At 66.2% G+C, this 20,121-nt stretch carries 13 protein-coding genes; 5 read left to right on the top strand and 8 right to left on the bottom strand.

Annotated features, from left to right (window positions below; all coding sequences use genetic code 11):
* Window positions 1–6: 6 nt before the first annotated feature.
* The 4 genes from KR541_RS27380 to KR541_RS27365 all read right to left on the bottom strand — a co-directional run bounded on the left by KR541_RS27380 (window position 7) and on the right by KR541_RS27365 (window position 6,970).
* Window positions 7–1,518, bottom strand: a complete 1,512-nt coding sequence (locus KR541_RS27380) for an efflux transporter outer membrane subunit (RefSeq protein ID WP_124630341.1) — start codon at window positions 1,516–1,518, stop codon at window positions 7–9.
* Window positions 1,519–1,523: 5 nt separating this feature from the next.
* Window positions 1,524–2,756 carry an efflux RND transporter periplasmic adaptor subunit gene (locus KR541_RS27375; protein ID WP_124630270.1) on the bottom strand — a complete coding sequence of 411 codons (1,233 nt, stop codon included), beginning with the start codon at window positions 2,754–2,756 and terminating at the stop codon, window positions 1,524–1,526.
* Window positions 2,757–2,792: 36 nt separating this feature from the next.
* Window positions 2,793–6,041 (bottom strand): efflux RND transporter permease subunit, encoded by a 3,249-nt coding sequence (locus tag KR541_RS27370; protein ID WP_089489335.1) that lies wholly within the window; start codon window positions 6,039–6,041, stop codon window positions 2,793–2,795.
* Window positions 6,042–6,226: 185 nt separating this feature from the next.
* Window positions 6,227–6,970: a Crp/Fnr family transcriptional regulator gene (locus tag KR541_RS27365; protein WP_050010976.1), complete on the bottom strand. Its 744-nt coding sequence runs from the start codon at window positions 6,968–6,970 to the stop codon at window positions 6,227–6,229.
* Between the two features lie 168 nt (window positions 6,971–7,138).
* Between KR541_RS27365 and KR541_RS27360 the strand changes: the two genes are divergently transcribed.
* Entirely contained in the window at window positions 7,139–8,791 is a 1,653-nt protein-coding gene (locus KR541_RS27360; RefSeq protein WP_089489336.1) for an acyl-CoA synthetase, read from the top strand.
* A 37-nt stretch (window positions 8,792–8,828) separates the two neighbouring features.
* Here the strand turns inward: KR541_RS27360 and KR541_RS27355 are convergent, their stop codons facing one another.
* Both KR541_RS27355 and KR541_RS27350 read right to left on the bottom strand, forming a co-directional pair.
* The gene (locus tag KR541_RS27355) at window positions 8,829–10,817 is read right to left on the bottom strand and encodes a methyl-accepting chemotaxis protein (RefSeq protein ID WP_089489337.1); all 1,989 of its coding nucleotides are present in this window, start codon (window positions 10,815–10,817) and stop codon (window positions 8,829–8,831) included.
* 138 nt (window positions 10,818–10,955) lie between these two features.
* A complete protein-coding gene (locus KR541_RS27350) occupies window positions 10,956–11,387 on the bottom strand; it encodes a YqaA family protein (RefSeq protein ID WP_204384250.1) in 432 nt (143 codons plus the stop codon).
* 356 nt (window positions 11,388–11,743) lie between these two features.
* Between KR541_RS27350 and KR541_RS27345 the strand changes: the two genes are divergently transcribed.
* Window positions 11,744–13,432: a DUF6119 family protein gene (locus KR541_RS27345; RefSeq protein WP_204384251.1), complete on the top strand. Its 1,689-nt coding sequence runs from the start codon at window positions 11,744–11,746 to the stop codon at window positions 13,430–13,432.
* A 92-nt stretch (window positions 13,433–13,524) separates the two neighbouring features.
* On the opposite strand, the gene KR541_RS27340 is transcribed toward KR541_RS27345, so the two are convergent.
* On the bottom strand, window positions 13,525–14,190 hold the full coding sequence (locus tag KR541_RS27340) for a LysE family translocator (protein ID WP_216089918.1): 666 nt from the start codon (window positions 14,188–14,190) through the stop codon (window positions 13,525–13,527).
* A gap of 285 nt (window positions 14,191–14,475) precedes the next feature.
* On the opposite strand from KR541_RS27340, the gene KR541_RS27335 reads away from it, so the two are divergent.
* Window positions 14,476–14,958 (top strand): Lrp/AsnC family transcriptional regulator, encoded by a 483-nt coding sequence (locus tag KR541_RS27335; protein WP_006479115.1) that lies wholly within the window; start codon window positions 14,476–14,478, stop codon window positions 14,956–14,958.
* Between the two features lie 804 nt (window positions 14,959–15,762).
* On the opposite strand, the gene KR541_RS27330 is transcribed toward KR541_RS27335, so the two are convergent.
* Window positions 15,763–17,412, bottom strand: coding sequence for an IclR family transcriptional regulator (locus KR541_RS27330; protein ID WP_216089917.1), 1,650 nt, complete (start codon window positions 17,410–17,412; stop codon window positions 15,763–15,765).
* 177 nt (window positions 17,413–17,589) lie between these two features.
* On the opposite strand from KR541_RS27330, the gene KR541_RS27325 reads away from it, so the two are divergent.
* The gene (locus tag KR541_RS27325) at window positions 17,590–18,549 is read left to right on the top strand and encodes an MBL fold metallo-hydrolase (protein WP_124593332.1); all 960 of its coding nucleotides are present in this window, start codon (window positions 17,590–17,592) and stop codon (window positions 18,547–18,549) included.
* 183 nt (window positions 18,550–18,732) lie between these two features.
* Window positions 18,733–20,091 (top strand): MFS transporter, encoded by a 1,359-nt coding sequence (locus KR541_RS27320; protein WP_216089916.1) that lies wholly within the window; start codon window positions 18,733–18,735, stop codon window positions 20,089–20,091.
* Window positions 20,092–20,121: the final 30 nt, after the last annotated feature.

The raw sequence follows: 20,121 nt of genomic DNA, 5'->3' as shown, positions 1-20,121 counted from the left end.
GGCGGCTCAAGGCCCGACGCTCGCGCCGCGCGGCGGGGCCGCCGACGCGACGTCGGACGGCGCGGGGCCGTTAGACGCATCGCCGTCCCAGCCGCCGCCGAGCGCCTTCGCGAGAAACACGACGAGCGCCGCGCGCTGGCCCTGGATCTGCACGGCCTGGCGCTCGCTCGTCAGCAGTTGCTGCTGGGCCGTCAGCACGTCGATGAACGGCGTCAGGCCGCCCGCGTAGCGGTCCTGCGCGAGCGACACGAGCTTGCGCGCGTCGTCGACGGCCGCCGACGCCTGCTGCGCCGCCTGCGCGAGCACCGACAGGCCGGTCACCGCATTTTGCACCTCCTGGAACGCGGTGAGCACGGTCTGCCGGTAGCTGGCCTGCGCGGCGACGTAGCCGGCCTGCGCGAAATCGACGCCGGCCTTCAGCTTGCCGCCCTCGAACAGCGGCTGGCTGAGCGACCCGCCGACCGACCACAGCAGCGCCGGCACGGTGAACAGGCCCGCGAAGCGCGTCGCGTCCCAGCCGATGTCCGGCGACAGCGTGATGCGCGGGAAATACGCGGCGCGCGCGACGCCGATCTGCGCGTTCGCGGCGGCCATCGCGCGCTCGGCCGACGCGACGTCGGGGCGCCGCTGCAGCAGGTCGCTCGGCATGCCGGTCGGCAGCGCGGGCGCGTTGATCGGCACCACGCGCGGCGGCAGCGAGAACGCGGGGGCCGGCGTGCCGACCAGCGTCGCGATTGCGGTTTCGACCTGCGCGCGCTGCTGAATCAGCAACTGCGCCTGCGTGCGCGTCGCGTCGAGCTGCGCGCGCTGCTGCAACAGGTCGAGACCCGACACCGCGCCGAGGTCGTGGCGCGCGCTCACGTAGTCGAGCGCCTTTTGTTGCAGTTCGATCGAACGCCTGACGACGTCGATCTCGGTGTCGAGCTCGCGCAGCGCGAAATAGCTCGACGCCAGATCGGCGCCGAGTACGAGGCGCGCGTTCGCGAAATCGTCGCGCGCCTGCTCGGAGCTGGCCTGCGCGGCTTCGACGTTGCGCCGCACGCGGCCGAACAGGTCGAGTTCGTAGCTGACCGCCGCGCCGACCTGGATCTCGTTCTGCACGGTCGACATGCTCTTCGTCGCGTAGTTGGTCTGCGGCCGGTCGGCGGAGATCTTGAAGCGCTGGCCGCTCGCGTTCAGCCCGACGGCCGGATACCGCGCGGATGCGACCGACGCGAGCGTCGCCTTCGCCTGGTCGTAGCGCGCGGCGACCGCCTTCAGGTTCTGGTTATTGCGCAGCGCATCGGCTTCCAGCGCGTCGAGCTGGGCGTCGCCGAACGCGGTCCACCAGGCCGGATCGAGCGGCGCGCGGGCCGGCGCGGCCGGCTGCCAGTATGCGTCGGCCGGATCGAGCCGCCACGCGGCCGGCGTGTCGACGGCCGGGCGCCGGTAATCCGGGCCGACCGTGCAGCCGGCGAGCACCGCCGCCGCGACGATCGCGACGGCGCCAATCGCGGCCGGGTGCACGCGCGTGCGTATCGCACTCAAGACTTCGCTCCCGCGACGGCCGAGGCCGGCTGCGCCGCCGGCGCCTGCACGACGACCGCGTCGCCGGTCGCGAGCGCGTCGCTCGGGTTCGCGACGAGGCGATCGTTCGGCGTGATCGGCCCGTCGACTTCGAGCGTCTGCCCGATCGTGCGCACGACCGTCACCTGTTTCAGCCGGACCTTGCCGTTCGCATCGACGGTCGCGACCGTCGGGCCTTCGGCGCGGAACAGCAGCGTATTGGCCGGCACCTGCAGGCGGCCGACCGGCGTCATCGGCAGCGTCGCCTGCACGTACGCGCCGGGCAGCAGCCGCCCGTCCGGGTTCGGCAGCGTGATCTCGATCTGCAGCGAACGCGTGGCGACGTCGATCGCCTGCGACGTGCGCGTGATCGTGCCGTCGAAGGTCCGCCCCGGCAGCTCGGCCTGCGCGACGCTCACGTGCTGGCCGACCTTGATCTGCTGTGCATACGCCTGCGGCACCTGCACGTACAGGCGCAGCCGGTCGGCCTGCACGACCGTGAACAGCGAGCGGCCGGCGTTGCCGGAATTGACGAGATCGCCGACGTCGACGTTGCGCTGCGTGACGATCCCGTCGATCGGCGCGACGATCCGCTGGAAGCCCTTCAACTCGGTGAGGCGGCGCATGTTCGCGTCGGCCGCGGCGAGATTCGCGGTGCCCTGGTTGAACGCGCCTTGCCGGTCGTCGAGTTCCTGCTGAGACACGGCATCGCGCTGGCGCAGCTGCTGCGCGCGGTCGAACGACGTCTTCGCGAGCGCGAGCGACGCTTGCGCCTGCTGGCGTTGCGCGGTGGCCTGCGCGAGTTCCTGGTTCAGCTCCGGCGTGTCGAGTTCGGCGAGCGTTTGCCCCTGCTTCACGTGCGCGCCGATGTCGGCCTGCCAGCGCAGCACGTAGCCGCTGGCACGCGCATAGATCGGCGCCTCGACGAAGCCGCGCAGCGTGCCGGGCAGCGTGAGCTTGCCGCCGGTGGCCGCGTCTACCGGATGCACGACGCTCACGTACTGGCGCGTGTTCTGCTCGGCGACCGCGTCGAGGCGATGCCGGTTCAGCACGTTGACGACGAGGGTGCGCGCGGCGCCGGCGGCCAGCAGCACGCCGATCACGATCACGACGATCCGGCCGCGTCGCGACACCGACGCGCGCGCCGGCAGGTGCATGCCGTGTTCGTCCACCTGGATGCCGACGGCGCTGTGATGATGTTTCTCTTCCATGAATTCAACCAGTTCAACCGGGTAGTGGGGCGAAAGTCAGTGACCGGCCTGGCGCGCGCGTCGCCGGGCCAGTCGCGCATGCACGCCGCCGAACACGAGCGGCACGAACAGCAACGTCGAAACGGTCGCGAACAGCAGCCCGCCGATCACCGCGCGGCCGAGCGGCGCGTTCTGCTCGGCGCCTTCGCCGAGACCGAGCGCCATCGGCACCATCCCGATGATCATCGCGAGCGCCGTCATCAGCACCGGACGGATCCGTGTCGCGCCGGCTTCGAGCGCGGCCGTGAGCGGCGGCGCGCCGGCCGCGAGGCGCTGGCGCGCGAACGACACGACGAGAATGCTGTTCGCGGTCGCGACGCCGACCGTCATGATCGCGCCCGTCAGCGCGGGCACGCTCAGGTGCGTGCCGGTGACGAACAGCATCCAAGCGATGCCGGCGAGCGCGGCCGGCATCGCGCTGATGATGATCAGCGGGTCGAGCCACGACTGGAAATTGACGACGATCAGCAGGTAGACGAGCACGATCGCCATCGCGACGCCCGCGCCGAGGCCGACATACGACGTGCGCATCGTCTCGATCTGGCCGCGCATCGTGAGGTCGGTGCCGCGCGGCAGCGTCGCGCGCGCGTCGGCCACGATGCGGTCGATCTTGCCCGCGACCGCGCCGAGATCGCGGCCCTCGACGCTCACGTACACGTCGATCGCCGGGCGAATGTTGTAGTGCGTGATCACGGCCGGGTTCACGGTGCTGCGCACCTGCACCAGGTTGCCGAGCAGTTGCAGCGGCATGCCCGTGCGGCCGCTGGCGGAGATCGGCGTGCCGAGCAGGTCGTCGACCGACGACAGGTTGTATTGCGGGGTCTGGATCTGCAGCGGGTACTGGACGCCGGTGCGCGGGTTGATCCAGAACGACGGCGTCGTCTGCGAACTCCCCGACAGCGAGATCAGCATGTTCTGCGCGACGTTCTGCGCGGAGAGATTGAGCTGCTGCATGCGCGTACGGTCCATGTCGGCCAGCAGGGTCGGTTCGTCGTTGCGTTGCAGCACGTGTACGTCGACGGCGCCGGGGATTTGCCTGATCTTTTTCATCAGGCTGCTCGCAATGGTCATGTTACTCGCGAGATCGTTGCCGAGCACCTGCACGTCGATCGCGGCCGGCTGCCCGAAGTTGAGGATCTGCGTGATGATGTCCGACGGCTGGAAGAAGAACTCGACGCCCGGGAAGCGTTGCGGCAGCAGCGTGCGCAGCGTCTCGACGTAGTGCGCGGTCGCGCGGTGGCCGGGCTTCAGCGCGATCAGCAGCTCGCCGTCGAGCGTGCCGATCGTGCCGGCGTTGCTGTACGACAGGTTGATGCCGCTCACCGGCAGCCCGAGGTTGTCGACGATCGCGCCGAGCTCGTCGGGCGGCACGGTTTCGCGGATCACGCGCTCGACCTGGTCGGCGAGCCGCGCGGTTTCCTCGATCCGGTAACCGGTCGGCGCACGCACGTGCAGCCGGAGGTTGCCGGAATCGGCGTTCGGGAAGAAGTCGCGGCCGAGCACGAACACGAGGCCCGTCGACAGCACGCAGAAGGCGAGGAAGCACAGCGCGTAGAAGCGGCGGCGCACGAGCAGGATGCTGAGCAGCACGATGTACCACGCGCGCAGCCGTTCGAACGCATGGTTGAACGCGTGATGGATGCGCGCGAAGCGCGACGTCGAAGCGGCGGGGCCGGTGCTCGCCTGCTGCGGGCGGAACAGCAGCATCGCGAGCGTCGGCACCAGCGTGCGCGACAGCACGTACGACGCGAGCATCGCGAACACGACGGCTTCCGCGAGCGGCACGAACAGGAAGCGCGCGACGCCGGTCAGGAAGAACATCGGCACGAACACGATGCAGATGCACAGCGTCGACACGAGCGCGGGCACCGCGATTTCGCCTGCGCCTTCGAGAATCGCTTCGTGCAGGTCGGTACTGAACGACGACCCCCACGCTCCCTCCGGTCGCTGCCCCCCGAGGGGGCTGCTCGGCACGCTTGGGGCGGCCCGGCGCGTACCGAGATGCAAATGCCGCTCGATGTTCTCGATCGTGACGGTCGCATCGTCGACGAGAATGCCGACCGCGAGCGCAAGCCCGCCCAGCGTCATGATGTTGATGGTCTCGCCGAGCGCGGACAGCGCGATCAGCGACGTGAAGATCGACAGCGGGATCGAGATCGCGATGATCAGCGTGCTGCGCCAGTTGCCGAGGAACAGCAGGATCATCATCGCGGTCAGCACGGCGGCGATCAGCGCCTCGTGGATCACGCCCTGGACGGCCGCGTTGACGAACACCGACTGGTCGAACAGCGGCGTGATCGTGAGCCCCTCGGGCAGCGTCGGGATCACCTTCGGCAGCAGCGCCTTCAGGTCCGACACGACCTTGAGCGTCGACGCGTCGCCGCTTTTCAGGATCGAGATCAGCACGCCGCGCTGGCCGTTCTGGCGCACGACGTTGGTCTGCGGCGCGAAGCCGTCGCGCACCGCCGCGACCTCGCGCAGGTAGGTCGTCGCGCCGTTGATCGTCTGGACCGGCAGGTTGCTGATGTCGGCGACCGTATCGGCCGACGCGTTCGTGTCGATCCGGTATTCGGTCTGTCCCATCTTCGCCGTGCCGGTCGGCAGCACGAGGTTCTGCGCATTGACCGCGTTGACGATGTCGGCCGGCGTGAGGCCCTTCGCTTGCAGCGCCTGCGGATCGAGGTCGATCGCGACCACGCGCGTGCGGCCACCGTACGGAAACGGAATCTGCACGCCCGGCACCGTGATCAGCTGCGGGCGCAGGAAGTTGAGCGCGATGTCGGCGAGCGACTGTTCGCTGAGCGTCTTGCTCGACAGCCCGAGCTGGATCACCGGAATGCTCGACGCGGAATAGGTGATCACGAGCGGCGGCGTCGCGCCCTGCGGCATCTGCCGCACGATCGCCTGCGCGGACGACACCGTCTGCGCGATCGCCGTCTGCACGTTCGCGCCCGGTTGCAGGAACACCTTCACGACCGCGATGCCGGGCAGCGACGTCGATTCGACGTGCTGGATGTTGTTGACGGTCGTCGTCAGGATCCGTTCATGGACGGACGTGATGCGATTCGTCATCTCCGTCGCGGAGAAGCCGCTGTAATTCCAGATCACGCTGATCACGGGGATGTTGATCGCGGGCAGCACGTCGACCGGTGTGCGCATCAGCGCAAGCGGGGTGGCCAGCACGATCATGATGGCCATCACGATGAACGTGTAGGGGCGCCTGAGCGCGAGATTGACGATCCACATGGAGGCAGCGGGGCAGGCGGTGATCGGGCGTCGGTGAAGGGAACCCGAATGATAGGCGTCGGCCCGCAACGGGTTACTGTCGCGAAACTGGCGGAATGGTCAGGTTGGGGCACGCCGGCCTTCGGCCGATTCCGCAGACGGAGTGCGCGGTCGCGATGGCGACGGTTTCGTGCAGCGGGCGGCGCTCACAGCTGCTCCATGCCGAAGCGCGCGAGCGCGTCGAGATCGACGACCTCGATCTGGTTGTACGCGAGCCGCAGCGCGCCGAGCTTCTCGAGCTGCTGCAGCGCCTGGTTGATCCGCTGGCGCGACACGCCGACGAGCATCCCGAGTTCCTCCTGCGAGATCGACAGCGACGGGCCGGTATCCGGATACAGCGCGGGGTTGAAGAGCTGCGCGAGCGCCTGCGCGACGCGCGCGTCGACGTCGAGCAGCCGGCTGTTCTGGATCGACGCGATGAATTCGCCCATCCGGTTGTTCAGCTGATGAATCACGAAGCGCGTGAACGGCAGGCTCGTGTCGAGCAGCGCATGAAACGTGTCGACCGGCACGAACAGCACGGTCGAGCGCTGGATCGCGACGACCTCGTACTTGCGCAGCTCGCGCTTGATCACGCTGCCTTCGCCGAACCAGCCGCCCGACGGCACGCCGGAAAACGTGCAGCCGCGCCCCGACACGTTGAAGATCGCGAGCTTCAGCAGCCCTTGATGGACGCCGATCCAGTATGCGGACGGCGCGAGCCGGCGCGCGATCACGTCGCCGGCGTCGCACTGCACGACGTGCGACTGGGCGAGCACGAGCGCCTGGTGTTCGGGCGCCAGCGTGCGGAACCACGCGCACTGGCCGAACAGCGTCGCGAGCGGCGGCAACGGGCCCGGTTCGGGGAGCGTATCGGCTGGCCGGGCGGCCGCGTCGGGATGGTCGTGCATGGGTGCGGGTTTGCGAGGATAGGGATAACGCGCAGCGCCTGAGCGGCACTCTGTCGTTTCGACGACAGACGGCTCACAATAGCGCCCGTTAGGCTGTCGGCCATTGAACCACATCAAGACGATCCGGGGTGCACGCATCCCGGTCGACAGAACACGGGAGACAGGATCATGACGCAGATGTTCGAGGCCGGGCTCGGCCGCCGCGATGCCAACTACGTACCGCTCACGCCGATCGATTTCCTGATCCGCGCGGCCGAAGTCTACGGCGAGCGCCTCGCGATCGTGCACGGCGACGTGCGGCGCACGTGGGGCGAGACCTGCACGCGCGCGAAGCGGCTGGCGAGCGCGCTCGCGCAGGCCGGTGTCGGTCGCGGCGACACGGTCGCGGCGCTGCTGCCGAACATCCCGGCGATGGTCGAGGCGCACTTCGGCGTGCCGATGGCCGGCGCCGTGCTGAACACGATCAACACGCGGCTCGACGTGTCGTCGGTGCTGTTCATGCTGCGTCACGGCGAGGCGAAGGTGCTGATCGTCGACACCGAATACGCGGAGCTCGCACATCGCGCGGCGCTCGAGGTGCCGGGCCTGAAGATCGTCAGCGTGGCCGACGCGATGCCGGCCGACCCCGACCGTTTCGCGGGCGCGACCGACTACGAGGCATTCGTGGCGGGCGGCGACGCCGGCTACGCATGGACGCCGCCCGCCGACGAATGGGAGGCGATCGCGCTGAACTACACGTCGGGCACGACCGGCGATCCGAAGGGCGTCGTCTACCACCATCGCGGCGCGTATCTCGCGGCGATCAGCAACATCCTCGAATGGGACATGCCGAAGCACGCGGTGTATCTGTGGACGCTGCCGATGTTTCACTGCAACGGCTGGTGTTTCCCGTGGGCCGTCGCGGCGCGCGGGGGCGTGAACGTGTGCCTGCGCAAGTTCGACGCGAAGACCGTGTTCGACCTGATCCGCCGCGAGCGCGTCACGCATTACTGCGGCGCGCCGATCGTGCAGAGCGCGATCGCGAACGCGCCGGCCGAGTTGCGCGCGGGGATCGACCATACGGTGCACGCGATGGTCGCCGGCGCGGCGCCCGCGCCGGCCGTGATCGCGAAAATGAAGGAAATCGGCTTCGACCTGCTGCACGTGTACGGGCTGACCGAGGTCTACGGCCCGGCGACCGTCTGCGCGAAGCAGGCGCACTGGGACGCCGTCTCCGACGAGGAACGCGCGCGGCTCAATGCGCGCCAGGGCGTGCGCTACCACCTCGAAGCGGGCGCGACGGTGCTCGATCCCGACACGATGACGCCGGTGCCGGCCGACGGCGAGACGCTCGGCGAGATCATGTTCCGCGGCAACATCTGCATGAAGGGCTACCTGAAGAACCCGAAGGCGACCGACGAGGCGTTCCACGGCGGCTGGTTCCATACCGGCGATCTCGCGGTGCTGATGCCGGACGGCTATATCCGGATCAAGGATCGCAAGAAGGACATCATCATCTCGGGCGGCGAGAACATCTCGAGCATCGAGGTCGAGGACGCGCTGTACCGGCATCCGGCGGTGGCGGTCGCGGCCGTCGTCGCGATGCCCGACCCGAAGTGGGGCGAGGTGCCGTGCGCGTTCGTCGAGCTGCGCGAAGGCGCGAGCGCGACCGAGGCGGAGATCGTCGCGCACTGCCGGCAACTGCTCGCGGGCTTCAAGGTGCCGAAGGTCGTGCGCTTCGGCGAGCTGCCGAAGACATCGACCGGCAAGATCCAGAAGTTCCAGCTGCGCCATGCGGTCGGCTCGGACAAGGCGATCGACCTGGCGGGCGACAAGAAGTAAGCCAGCCGCCCGGCCCAGGTCGATCATCGGTCGCCCGTCACGCGTTGCGTTCGAGCCGGAACACGCTGACCGCGTCCGACAACTGCGCGGCCTGGTCGCGCAACGCGACGGCCGCGCGCTCGGCATCGGAGATCAGCGTCGCATTCTGCTGTGTCGCTTCGCCGATCTGCGTGACGGCCAGGTTCACCTGCTCGATCCCGGTCGATTGTTCGCGCGACGCCGCGCTGATCTCGCCGATCAGCGTGCGGACCTGGTCGACCCGCGCGACGATGTCGCGCATCGTGCCGCGCGCGGCGTCCGCGATCCGGTAACCCTGTTCGACGGTCGTCGACGATTCGGCGCTCAGGGCGTCGATCTCCTTGACCGCGGCCGCGCTGCGCTGCGCCAACGCGCGCACCTCGGCCGCGACCACCGCGAAGCCCTTGCCGTGTTCGCCCGCGCGGGCGGCCTCGACGGCCGCGTTCAGCGCGAGGATGTTGGTCTGGAACGCGATGCCTTCGATCGCGCCGGTGATCTCCGCGATCCGGCGCGTCGCGCGGCCGATGTCGTCCATCGTCGCGACCACGCGCTGCACCGCGGCGTCGCCGTTCGTCGCGGCGGCCGATGCGTCCGCGACCAGCGCGTTGGCTTGCGCCGCGTGCTCGGCGCTTTGCTGCACGGCGGCGGTGATCTGCTCCATGCTCGCGGCCGTCTGCTCGACGCTGCTCGCCTGCGTCGCGATCCGCGCGGCGATGTCGCCGCTGCCGGCCGCGATGCCGACCGTGCCGTGCGCGATGTCGGCCGCGCTGTTGCGCACCTGTGCGACGATGCGCGCGAGGCCGTCGCCGATCCCGTCGACCGCCTGCACGAGCCGGCCGATCTCGTCGTTGCCCGCGCTGCCTTGCTCGACCGCGCCCGCGCTGTCGCGAATGCGCACGCTGAGATCGCCTGCCGCGTAGCGCTCGGAGGCGCGGGCGGCGGCTTCCAGCGGCCGGCTCACGACGCGACGCACGACGATCACGAACAGCGTCGCGAACGCCGCGACCAGCACGGCGCCGATCATCAGGAAGCGGTTGCGGGTGGCGCGCATCGTGGCGAGCAGTTCGTCGTCGAGCGCGATGCCGCCGACGAGCCATTGCCACTGCGGAATCGTCGTGAAGGACACGACTTTCGCGGTCGGGCCAGCGTCGTGCGCGGCCGGGTCGGTCGACGTGTATGCGAGCCGGCCTTGGGCCGTCGCGAGCATCTGCGCGTAGGGCGCGCGCGTGTTGTCGGCCGGTTGGCCCGCCGCGTCGGGATGCACGACGAAGGCGCCGCGCGACGGGCCCTGCGATGCATCGAGCACGAAGTAGTAGCCGTTGTCGCCGATCTTCAGCGAGCGGATGCCGTCTTCGACCAGCTTGAGCTCGGCGCCGATGTCGAGGCCGACGAACAGCGCGCCGATCACGCGGCCGGTCGCGTCGGTCACCGGCTTGTACTGCGTGATGTACGACCGGCCGAACAGCTTCGCGAGGCCCGTATAGCTGCGCCCCGCGACCAGCGGCGCATACGCGGGGCCCGCGCGGTCGAGCTTGGTGCCGACGGCGCGCGCGCCGTCCTGCTTCTTCAGCGACGTCGTGATGCGCACGAAGTCGTCGCCGTCGCGCGCGAAGATCGTCGCGATCGCGCCGCTTTTCTTCAGGAACTGGTCGGGAATCGAGTAATCGAGGTCGAGCGGCTGGCCGCCCGCGAAGAGGGTCGGCGCGGCGACGCCGCCGATATCGACCGTGCGTGCCGGGTCGAGCGAGAAGTCGGCCGGCAGGAAACTCGCGAACAGCGACATCGAGCGGTTGGCTTCGGCGGTGAGCGCCTTGTCGAACAGGTCGACCATCGCGCGGATCGACTGCTCCCTGTCGTCGATCCGCAGGTGCGCTTCTTCGGCGAGCTGCTGGCCGGCGAAATGGGCGAGCGTCCACGCGAACACGGTAAACAGCAGGGCGACGAGCGTGCACGCGAGCGCGGCCAGACGCGCGCCGACGCTCACCCGGCCCAATTGGGTCAGTCTCATGGAACATCCTGAGTGGAGTGAGAGGGGGCGGAACGCACGCGTCACCGCTCGTGGACCCGTTAATACGGCAACTTTCGCGAAATCTTTAGCGGCTGTCGCGCATCGCGGACCGGCAGGCGGGCGAAGGGAGGGCGGAGGTCAGTGCGTGACGAGCCACGCGACGGCCAGATAGCGGCCGACCTTTGCGATCGTCACGATGACGAGAAAGGTCGGCAGCGGCTCGCGCAGCACGCCGGCGATCATCGTCAGCGGATCGCCGATCACCGGCGCCCAGCTCAGCAGCAGCGACCAGCGGCCGTAGCGCGCATACCAGCCCTCGGCGCGCGCCAGCGCCGACGGCTTGACCGGAAACCAGCGGCGCTCGCGAAAGTGCTCGATGCCGCGCCCGAGCGACCAGTTGATCGCCGAGCCGGCGACATTGCCGACGCTCGCGACGAGCACCAGCGCCCACACGGGCTCGCGGCCGGCGAGCAGCAGGCCGGCGAGCACGGCTTCGGACTGGAGCGGAAACAGGGTCGCGGCGACCATCGACACGGCGAACAGGCCGCCGTAAGTGAGCAATTCGGACATCGCGGGATTGTACTGGCCCACTCTAGGCTATTCACGTAAGCAGAGTAGGTAGCCGACTCGTCCTTGGCAGTTCCAAGGGCTCGCCAGAGGGAAAAGGCGCGTTCACGCGTGAAGGTACCTTCGAACTGACCACGAACAGAATCGGGGCGACTCTCTTTAACGGAGTTGAGCGAAGTTAAATCGCACTGGCGCCTAGTATCCTCTCGTTGCAAGGAGCGACGGGCAATTCGGTTCAAGAAATCACAGCTCGATCCGTCCGATTTCGATTTGCCTTTTTTGACATAGAATGGAGTTTCATCTCAATGTCCTGATTTCGGTTCGGATGATGAGAGTCACATAAAATTTTGGATTGTAAAATGAAAAAGAAGAGCGAAGAGACCAGTAAGTTAAGTGGGCGATCCAGTACCCTTTCGATTCGTTTAATGAACAAAGGAGCTTCTGTCAAAGATGGCTTGCGCTCGGGGCACACAATGATTGAGCGAGAAAGCGAGGGTGGATATCTGTATACGGCGCAGTCCGAAGATGCCCCGCCAAGCTGGGTCAAAATTGTCCGCGAATTTTCTATAGAAGATCTCCCGGATTTGACCAATCGTCACTGCTCGGCGGTCCTGTTTTTGGAGGTTACCCCCTCTGATCTGCGAATGAGTAAACGATTTTTTGCGATAACATTTGGTAGTGGTCATCTTTTCCTTAATCCGGATTCTTACGTTAAAAATTTCGGATTGCGTGTGACGCTCAATGCGGTGGCTCGAAGTGATTTGCGCAATGTGGATGTCGCTCAATTGGATACTACTCTTATTCAGAAGAGAATTCAGGCAAGTAGAAAATCTGATCTGCGCGACTTTGGTATCGATGAGCAGAGTGACTTGTTGAGGCTGGCTGGCGGAGCCCCTACTGATAGAGAGTTTGCTCGCGCGCTAGTTGGGAAGGATGCTTTGTCTCTCACGGCAAAAATAGATCCTGCTAAGATTGCCGATAAGTGTAGGGAGGCATTTGATTTATATTGTGAAAAGCATTACGAGAGAGATTTTAAATTTATTGATTATATCGTTCCGGAAAATCGCCAAAGTGTTGTAAAGGTTCTCGATAAGAAGGTTTTTGATTCATTAAAATCGATGGTTGATGGAAGGTCGTCAAGTCTTCATATTGCGATTCCCGAGATGATTAACCCGGAGGATGCATTTGAAATTGGATATTATGGGAGTGGACTTAGATCAGGGAGCAAGGCGACATATCCGGATGTTGAAATTGAAGACTATGTTTCGGAGCTTCGATCTGGACGTATGGCGGATATCGCTGATATGTCAGAATTGAAGGCTAGTCACGAAATTCGTGTAATTGTCAATGGGGAGGGGGATAAGCGTCAGCGTCAGCGGTTATATGACTGCTTTATATTTGAAGCAAAATATGGGGGTGCAACTTATGTACTCTTTGCTGGATCATGGTATCGAATTGACAGTGGGTATTATGCACGAGTTGTTTCGAATTTTGAAAAATATTTATCAAAAAAGCCATTTGTAAAATCAACAAATTCAGTTAATGAAAGAGATTTTATTGGTGAATTGAATGCCCGTAAGGAGTTGTTGAATTTGGATCAGGTTAAATTGTCTCCATTAAATGCATCTGGCGCAAATCTTGAGCCTTGTGATTTTTTTTCTAAAAGCAGACAATTTATTCATTTGAAAGATGGGCATGATTCTGCTCCAATTAGTCATCTTTGGAATCAGGGCTTGGTATCGGCTGAGTGTTTGGTTAGTGATGGTGAGTTTCGTCAGCAATTAAGAGATAATGTGCAGATTCGCCAAATCAAGTACGGTCGAGCTGGATTTGTGAAGCTCTTGCCCAGAAAAGGGGATCAGACCGTGACTGCTAGTTATTCCGTTGTTTATGGAATTATGCGAACTGCATATGTATCAAAAAAGGCGAGGTCAAAGGGATTGGATTTGCCATTTTTTAGCAAAGTAAGCTTTCAGCCGATCGCGGAGCGCATAGGAAGGATGGGGTTTAAGGTTGAAGTGCATTTGATTGAGAAAAAAAGAAAGTAAGTATGTGTTTTGATAAAATTTTCTTAAGAATATCGGTTTATCTGGGCGAAGCGGTTTCGGTTGACATGTTGATCAGAGAATTTGTGTTTTTTTCAGTTCCAGCCGACCATGATCGCGCCCATCCCGACGAGCAGCCCGCCCGTCACGCGGTTCATCGCCCGCATCCGCGCCGGCCGCTGCAATGCGCGGCTCAGCCGGTGCGAGAACAGCGCCATCGACGCGACGCCGCCCGCGAACAGCAGCGCGAACGTCGCGGCGAGCAGCAGGAATTGAAGGTTCAGGCTCCAGTCGGCAGTCGGGCTGATGAACTGCGGAAAGAACGACGGAAAGAACAGCAGCGTCTTCGGATTCAGGCCGGACGTCGCGACGCCGCGCCAGAACAGCGCGCGCCCGGTATCGGTGTCCGGCGCGGCGATTTCGGTTCCGGTGCCAGTGGCGCCGGCCTCGGCCGGCGCCGCGGCTGCGCCGGCCGGCGTGCGGCTCAGCCATTGCTTGCCGCCGAGCCACACGAGATACGCGGCGCCGGCCCAGCGCAGCACGGTGAGCGCGTGTTCGTCGAGGTGGACCAGCGAATTCAGGCACAGCGCGGTCAGCGCGAGTTGCAGCAGCACGGCGAGCGTGCCGCCCCAGACGCACGGCAGCGCGCGGCGCCAGCCGGTGCGCAGCGCCTGGTTCATCGTGAGCAGGTTGACGGGGCCGGGTGCGTAGATGAGGACGACGGAAGCAGCGAGGAACGACAGATAAAGCTTGAACGACATGACGGACGGGCAGGAACGGGGAAGCAGGCACCGGCCCCGCACGCGGTCGGATAGGCGTGCGGGCGGCGGGGAATCGCATGCCTGCCGGCCGGCACCGCAACTCGTGATTGCGGCCGTGCGTCCCGTTGCGAGGGGGTGATCGCGGGGAGCGTGCCGGGCAGCAGGCATGGAGAAAATGTATCAAGCGGCCCGGTTAAAAGGCTTCCTGTTTTCCAGCAAAACAGACCTGAAACCGGAATGTCGTTCAGATAGAATGCCCATTTTTAGTAGAAGATTCTTCTCATCATGGCTACCCGCGAACGCACGCCGAAAACGCTCGACAATCAGGACCGCAAGATCCTCGGTGCATTGCAGAAAAATGCGCGTCTGTCGAACGCCGAACTGGCCGAACAGATCGGCATGTCGACCACCGCCTGCTGGAACCGCACGCGGCAACTCGAACTCGACGGCTACATCGACGGCTATGTCGCGCTGGTCAACCAGCGCAAGCTCGGCTATGCGGACATCGTGATTCTCGAAGTCACGCTCGATCGCCATGAAGACGACGCGCTGGCGCGCTTCGGCGCCGAACTGGCGGCGCTGCCCGAGGTGCTCGAGGCGTATCTGGTGTCGGGCGAGTACGACTACTGGATCAAGGTCGCGGTGGACGGCACGGCCGGCTACGAGCGCTTCCTGCGCGAAAAGCTGTACCGGATTTCGAGCATCCGTCACAGCCGTTCGATGTTCGCGCTGCGGTGCATGAAGGACGTGCCTTCGATTCAGGTGTGACGGGGAGAGACAGGAGCGCGGCCGTCGCTGTAACGACGGCGGGTGCGATCGGACCCGGGCGCGGAGAAAAGCCGGCGAACGGCTTACAGGAAAGGCTCGCCGGGCAGACGGCCCGCGGGAGCACAAAAACGGATGAATCTTCCGTCCGGCATGGCCCGGCGCCAGCGCGCGCACGAAGGGAAGAATGGCTTCCCGCCCGGACAACCGCCTGACGACGATCCGCGCCGATGCGAATCGGCGCCGGCTTCGGCCTGAAACACGGCCTCGGGACGACCTTGAAACGCTTCCGATGCGGTGAGCGTATCCGGCCGGGAAGGACGACCCCGGCCTCTTTCTACATGACCGGCGCGCCCGTCCAATACGCCGCGTAACAGCCGCGGTCGGCGCGCGTCAGCGCAAGCGCATCAGGCGACCGGAGCTCCGCTCAGCGCGGCAGGCGCGCGTGTGCTTCAGCGATGACTTCGCAGTTCTCGAGGTGCAGTGCCCAGGCTTCCGCCAGCAGCTCGCCAACGCGTGCGAGCCAGCCAGTGGATTGGGTGGAACGATCGGAGACATTAGACGTTTGCATGACGAAGCCCCATATAGGTGGCGAGTTAGGGATAACCCTAATCATAACGAAGCGGCCCCGCTTTGTGAAATGCGATTTCGTTATATGAGAATTACTGACAATTCATGTTGCTGCTGCGCAACATGAACATTGGCGGCCCGCGGTTGTCGGGCAGGCGTGACGACGCCGTGCCGGCGCGGCCTCGCGGGCAGAAAGAAGCGGAGTCGAACGTACGTACGTCGGGGAAAAGGGCGCGGCTACCGGCCGATCCACCCGAAGCGCCAGGACAGCCGTCGCGTCGCGGCGCGCAGCGTCTGCGCCAGCGCGCTGTCCGGCCCGCGCGGGAAGCCGCGCGACGAGCCGATGATTGCGATCACGAGCCGGATGCTGCCGGTGTGATCGAACACGGGCGCGGCAATCGTGCCGATGCCCGGCACCGGCGCGTCGAACGCGAAATCGAGTTCGTCCGCGCGGATCGCCGCGAGCCGTGAGCGGAAGGCCGCGTCGTCCGGCGCGGTGCGCGCGCCGGCGAGCCGCACGGGCTCGTCGGCGAGCAGGTCGGCCAGCACGTCGTCGGACATGCCGGACGCGAAAACCCGACCGATCGCCGTATTGACGAGGGACATCACGGTGCCGACCTGCAGGCTCACGTGCTGCGGCCGCGCCGATTCTTCCAGCCGGATCACGGTCGGCCCGAGCGGCCCGAGCGTCGCGGCGGCCACGCTCATGTCGGTCGCGCCGGCGAGCGCGACGATCTCGGCTTCCGCGTCGCGCGTCGGCGACACGCGCTGCATCGCGATCAGGCCGAGCGCCTGCGCGAGCGGGCCGCCGTCGAAACAGCCGACGTCGTCGCGGCTCAGCAGGCCGATCTTCTGCAGGCTGACCAGATGCGGAAACGCCTTCGCCGCCGGCATGCCGGCCACCGTCGCGAGATCGCGCAGCGGCAGCGCGCGGCCCGCCGACACCAGCGCGAGCAGCAGGTCGCCGGTGCTGTCGAGCGCATTGATCCCGCGCTGCGCCTTCGCGTCGTCGGCGAGCGCGGGCGGTACGCGCGCGGTGCCCGGCGCCGGTGCGGGCGCCGGCTCCGCACGCACCGCACCGAGCGACGCGGTGGCCTGCCGCGCCGCGTCGCGCAACGCCGCGGCGATCGGGCCGTTCCAGTCGACATCGATCGAACCCGTCGAACCGATGACCGTCAACGCGAGCTGCAGGCGCCCGTGCGCATCGAAGACGGGCACGCACATTCCGCTGACGCCCGGGCTCGGCCGGTCGATGCTGCGTTCGATGCCGCGCGCGCGGATCGCGTCGAGTTCGACGTGTTGCGCAGCGGCATCCGGCACGACCGGCTCGCGTTCGGCGCCCGCCAGCGTACCGCCCGCACCGGCCTGGCTGGCCGCCATCGCGTTGATGTGCGCGGCGTCGCCGAACGCGCGGAACACCCGGCCGGTCGCCGTGGTGTCGAGCGACATCACCGAACCGACGTGCAGGTTCATGTGCAGCGGATAGCCGCCGTGCTCGATGCGCACGATCGTCGGGCCGAGCACGCCCGGCACCGACAGCGCGACGCTCAGGCCGACCGTTTCCGCGAGCCGCGCCGCATGCGGCAGCGTCGCGCGGTAGGCCGGCTGGCGCTCGATCGACATCAGCCCGAGCCGCAGCGACAGCGGGCCGGGCTCGTAGTTGCCGGTGATCGCATCGCGCTTCACCAGCGCGAGCCGCGTCAGGCTCACGAGATAGGTGTGCGCCTGCGCGGTGGAGAGCTCGGCCGCCGCGGCCAGTTCCGACAGCCCGAGCGGCTTGCGCCGGCGCGCGAACGCGTCGAGCAGCCGGCCGCCGACCTCGACGCTCTGGATGCCGCGCTGCGCCTTGGGCTGCGCGTCGTCCGCGCTGACTTCGTGGTTCTGCACGCGATGATTCTTCCGTTGACGAAACCCCGCATGGTATCCGACGCCGTTTTCAGCGCCAGCCCGCAGGTTTACCCGTATTAGACAATAGCAAGCGCGTTTGCCATTGACAAATATTCAACGCAAGCCGATGATCCGCTCATTCCCCTCAACACATGGCTCGCAGCCACGGAACGCACAATGGCCAAAGCATTCGCCTCCCAAGCCGATCTGGAAGAGAAGAAAGTCACCTGGACGAAGCTGTCCGAGAACGCGTACGCGTACACCGCCGAAGGCGACCCGAACTCGGGCGTGATCATCGGCGACGACAGCGTGCTGATCGTCGACACGACCGCGACGCCCGCAATGGCGCAGGACCTGATCGCGAAGATCCGCAGCGTGACCGACAAGCCGATCAAGCACGTGGTGCTGTCGCACTACCACGCGGTGCGCGTGCTCGGCGCGTCCGCGTACTTCGACGAAGGCGCGCAGCACGTGATCGCGAGCCGCGGCACGTACGAGATGATCGTGGAGCGCGGCGAGGCGGACATGAAGTCGGAGATCGAGCGCTTCCCGCGCCTGTTCGCCGGCGTCGAGACGGTGCCGGGGCTGACCTGGCCGACGCTCGTGTTCGAGCGCGAGATCACGCTGTTCCTCGGCAAGCTCGAAGTGAAGATCATGCACGTCGGCTCGGGCCACACGAAGGGCGACACGATCGTGTGGCTGCCGTCGCAGAAGGTGCTGTTCTCGGGCGACCTCGTCGAATACGACGCGGCCTGCTATTGCGGCGACGCGCAGCTCGAACAGTGGCCGGCCACGCTCGAGGCGCTGCGCGCGCTGGGCGCCGAGAAGCTCGTGCCCGGCCGCGGCCCCGCGCTGCTGAATCCGGTCGAAGTGAACAAGGGCCTCGACTACACGAAGGATTTCGTCACCACGCTGCTCGCGCAGGGCCGCAAGGCCGTCGAGCGCAATCTCGACCTGAAGGCGGCGATGGCGCTCACGCGCGAGGCGATGGACCCGAAGTTCGGCCACGTGTTCATCTACGAGCACTGTTTGCCGTTCGACGTGTCGCGCGCGTTCGACGAAGCGAGCGGCATCGCGCATCCGCGCATCTGGACCGCACAGCGCGACAAGGACATGTGGGCCGCGCTGCAGGAGTGAATCGCACGCGGCGGGGCGGCATTCGCACGATCGCTTCGCCGTTTCACTGAGGGTTGCGGCATTCGCGGCGGTATCGTGCCGCGGCGCCGGCAGCCGTATCCGGTCTCACAAGAAAGCAGGGCGCATGCACGCCCTCGGAGACTGCCGCGCGCTCGATATCGCGCGGCCCGTTTGGAGAGAGACATGCCCCAATCGCTTCCCGCCGAAGCGACGCTCGCGCACGCGAGCGCTTCGGCGCCGACTTCCGTATCCGAATCCGCCATCAGCGACGCGCTGCTGTTCCGCAAGATCGCGTGGCGGATCGTCCCGTTCCTGTTCCTCTGCTACGTCGTGTCGTTTCTCGACCGCATCAACATCGGCTTCGCGCAGTTGCAGATGAAGCACGATCTCGGCTTCAGCGATGCGATGTACGGCCTCGGCGCCGCGGTGTTCTACGTCGGCTACGTGTTTTGCGAAGTGCCGAGCAACATGCTGCTCGCGCGGTTCGGCGCACGCCGCACGTTCACGCGAATCATGCTGCTGTGGGGCCTCGCGTCGACCGGGATGATGTTCGTGTCGCAGCCGTCGCATTTCTACGTGCTGCGCTTCCTGCTCGGCGTGTTCGAGGCCGGCTTCTTCCCCGGCATCGTGCTGTACCTGACCTACTGGTTCCCCGCGAACCGGCGTGCGGCGGCGATCTCCGTGTTCTTCGCGGGCGTCGCGGTGGCCGGCGTGCTCGGCGGGCTGCTGTCCGGCTGGATCATGCGCGACATGAGCGGCGTGCTCGGCCTGCACGGCTGGCAGTGGATGTTCGCGATCGAAGGCGCGCCGGCGATCCTGCTCGCGTTCGCCGCGTTCACGTTGCTGGTCGACCGGCCGCAGGACGCGACCTGGCTCACGGCCGACGAAAAGGCGCGCGTCGCCGCGCTGTGCGCCGAAGGCCGCGCACACGGCGGCGCGCACGACGGGCGCAGCGTGCTGGCCGCGCTCGCGAACCCGCGCGTGTACCTGTTCGCGTTCATCTATTTCTCGCTGACCTGTGCGTCGCTGACGCTCAACTTCTGGATGCCGCTGATGATCCGCGACTTCGGCGTGACCGACGTCGTGGCCGTGAGTCTCTACACGGTCGTGCCGAATGCGGTGGGCGCGGTGGGGCTGGTGCTGATCGCGCGCCGCTCGGACCGCACCGGCGAGCGGCGCAAGCACTTCGCATGCTGCACGATCGGCGGCGGCCTCGCGCTTGCGGCGCTGACGCTGCACCTGCACAGCTTCGCGGCGATGCTCGCGTGCCTGTCGGTCGCGGCGACGCTGGTCTTTGCCGCGCTGCCGATCTTCTGGGCCGTGCCGACCCGCTACCTGTCCGGCAATGCGGCCGCGGCCGGGATCGCGCTGATCAGCAGCATCGGGATCACGAGCGGCATCGTCAGCCCGTGGGTGATCGGGATGATCCGCACGCGCACGGGCAGCATGGATCTCGCCGTGTACCTGCTCGCCGCGCTGCTGGTCGCGAGCGGCGTGGCGCTGATGGTGGGCGTGAAGGGAGAATCCGTGCGGCGCGGCTGAACGTCGGCTTTGGCCGGTCGCCGTCGGTGG

Origin of the sequence: Burkholderia sola, from assembly GCF_905400185.1 — a bacterium.
Taxonomy (GTDB): domain Bacteria; phylum Pseudomonadota; class Gammaproteobacteria; order Burkholderiales; family Burkholderiaceae; genus Burkholderia; species Burkholderia sola.
This window is presented reverse-complemented; position numbering and strand designations above follow the sequence as displayed.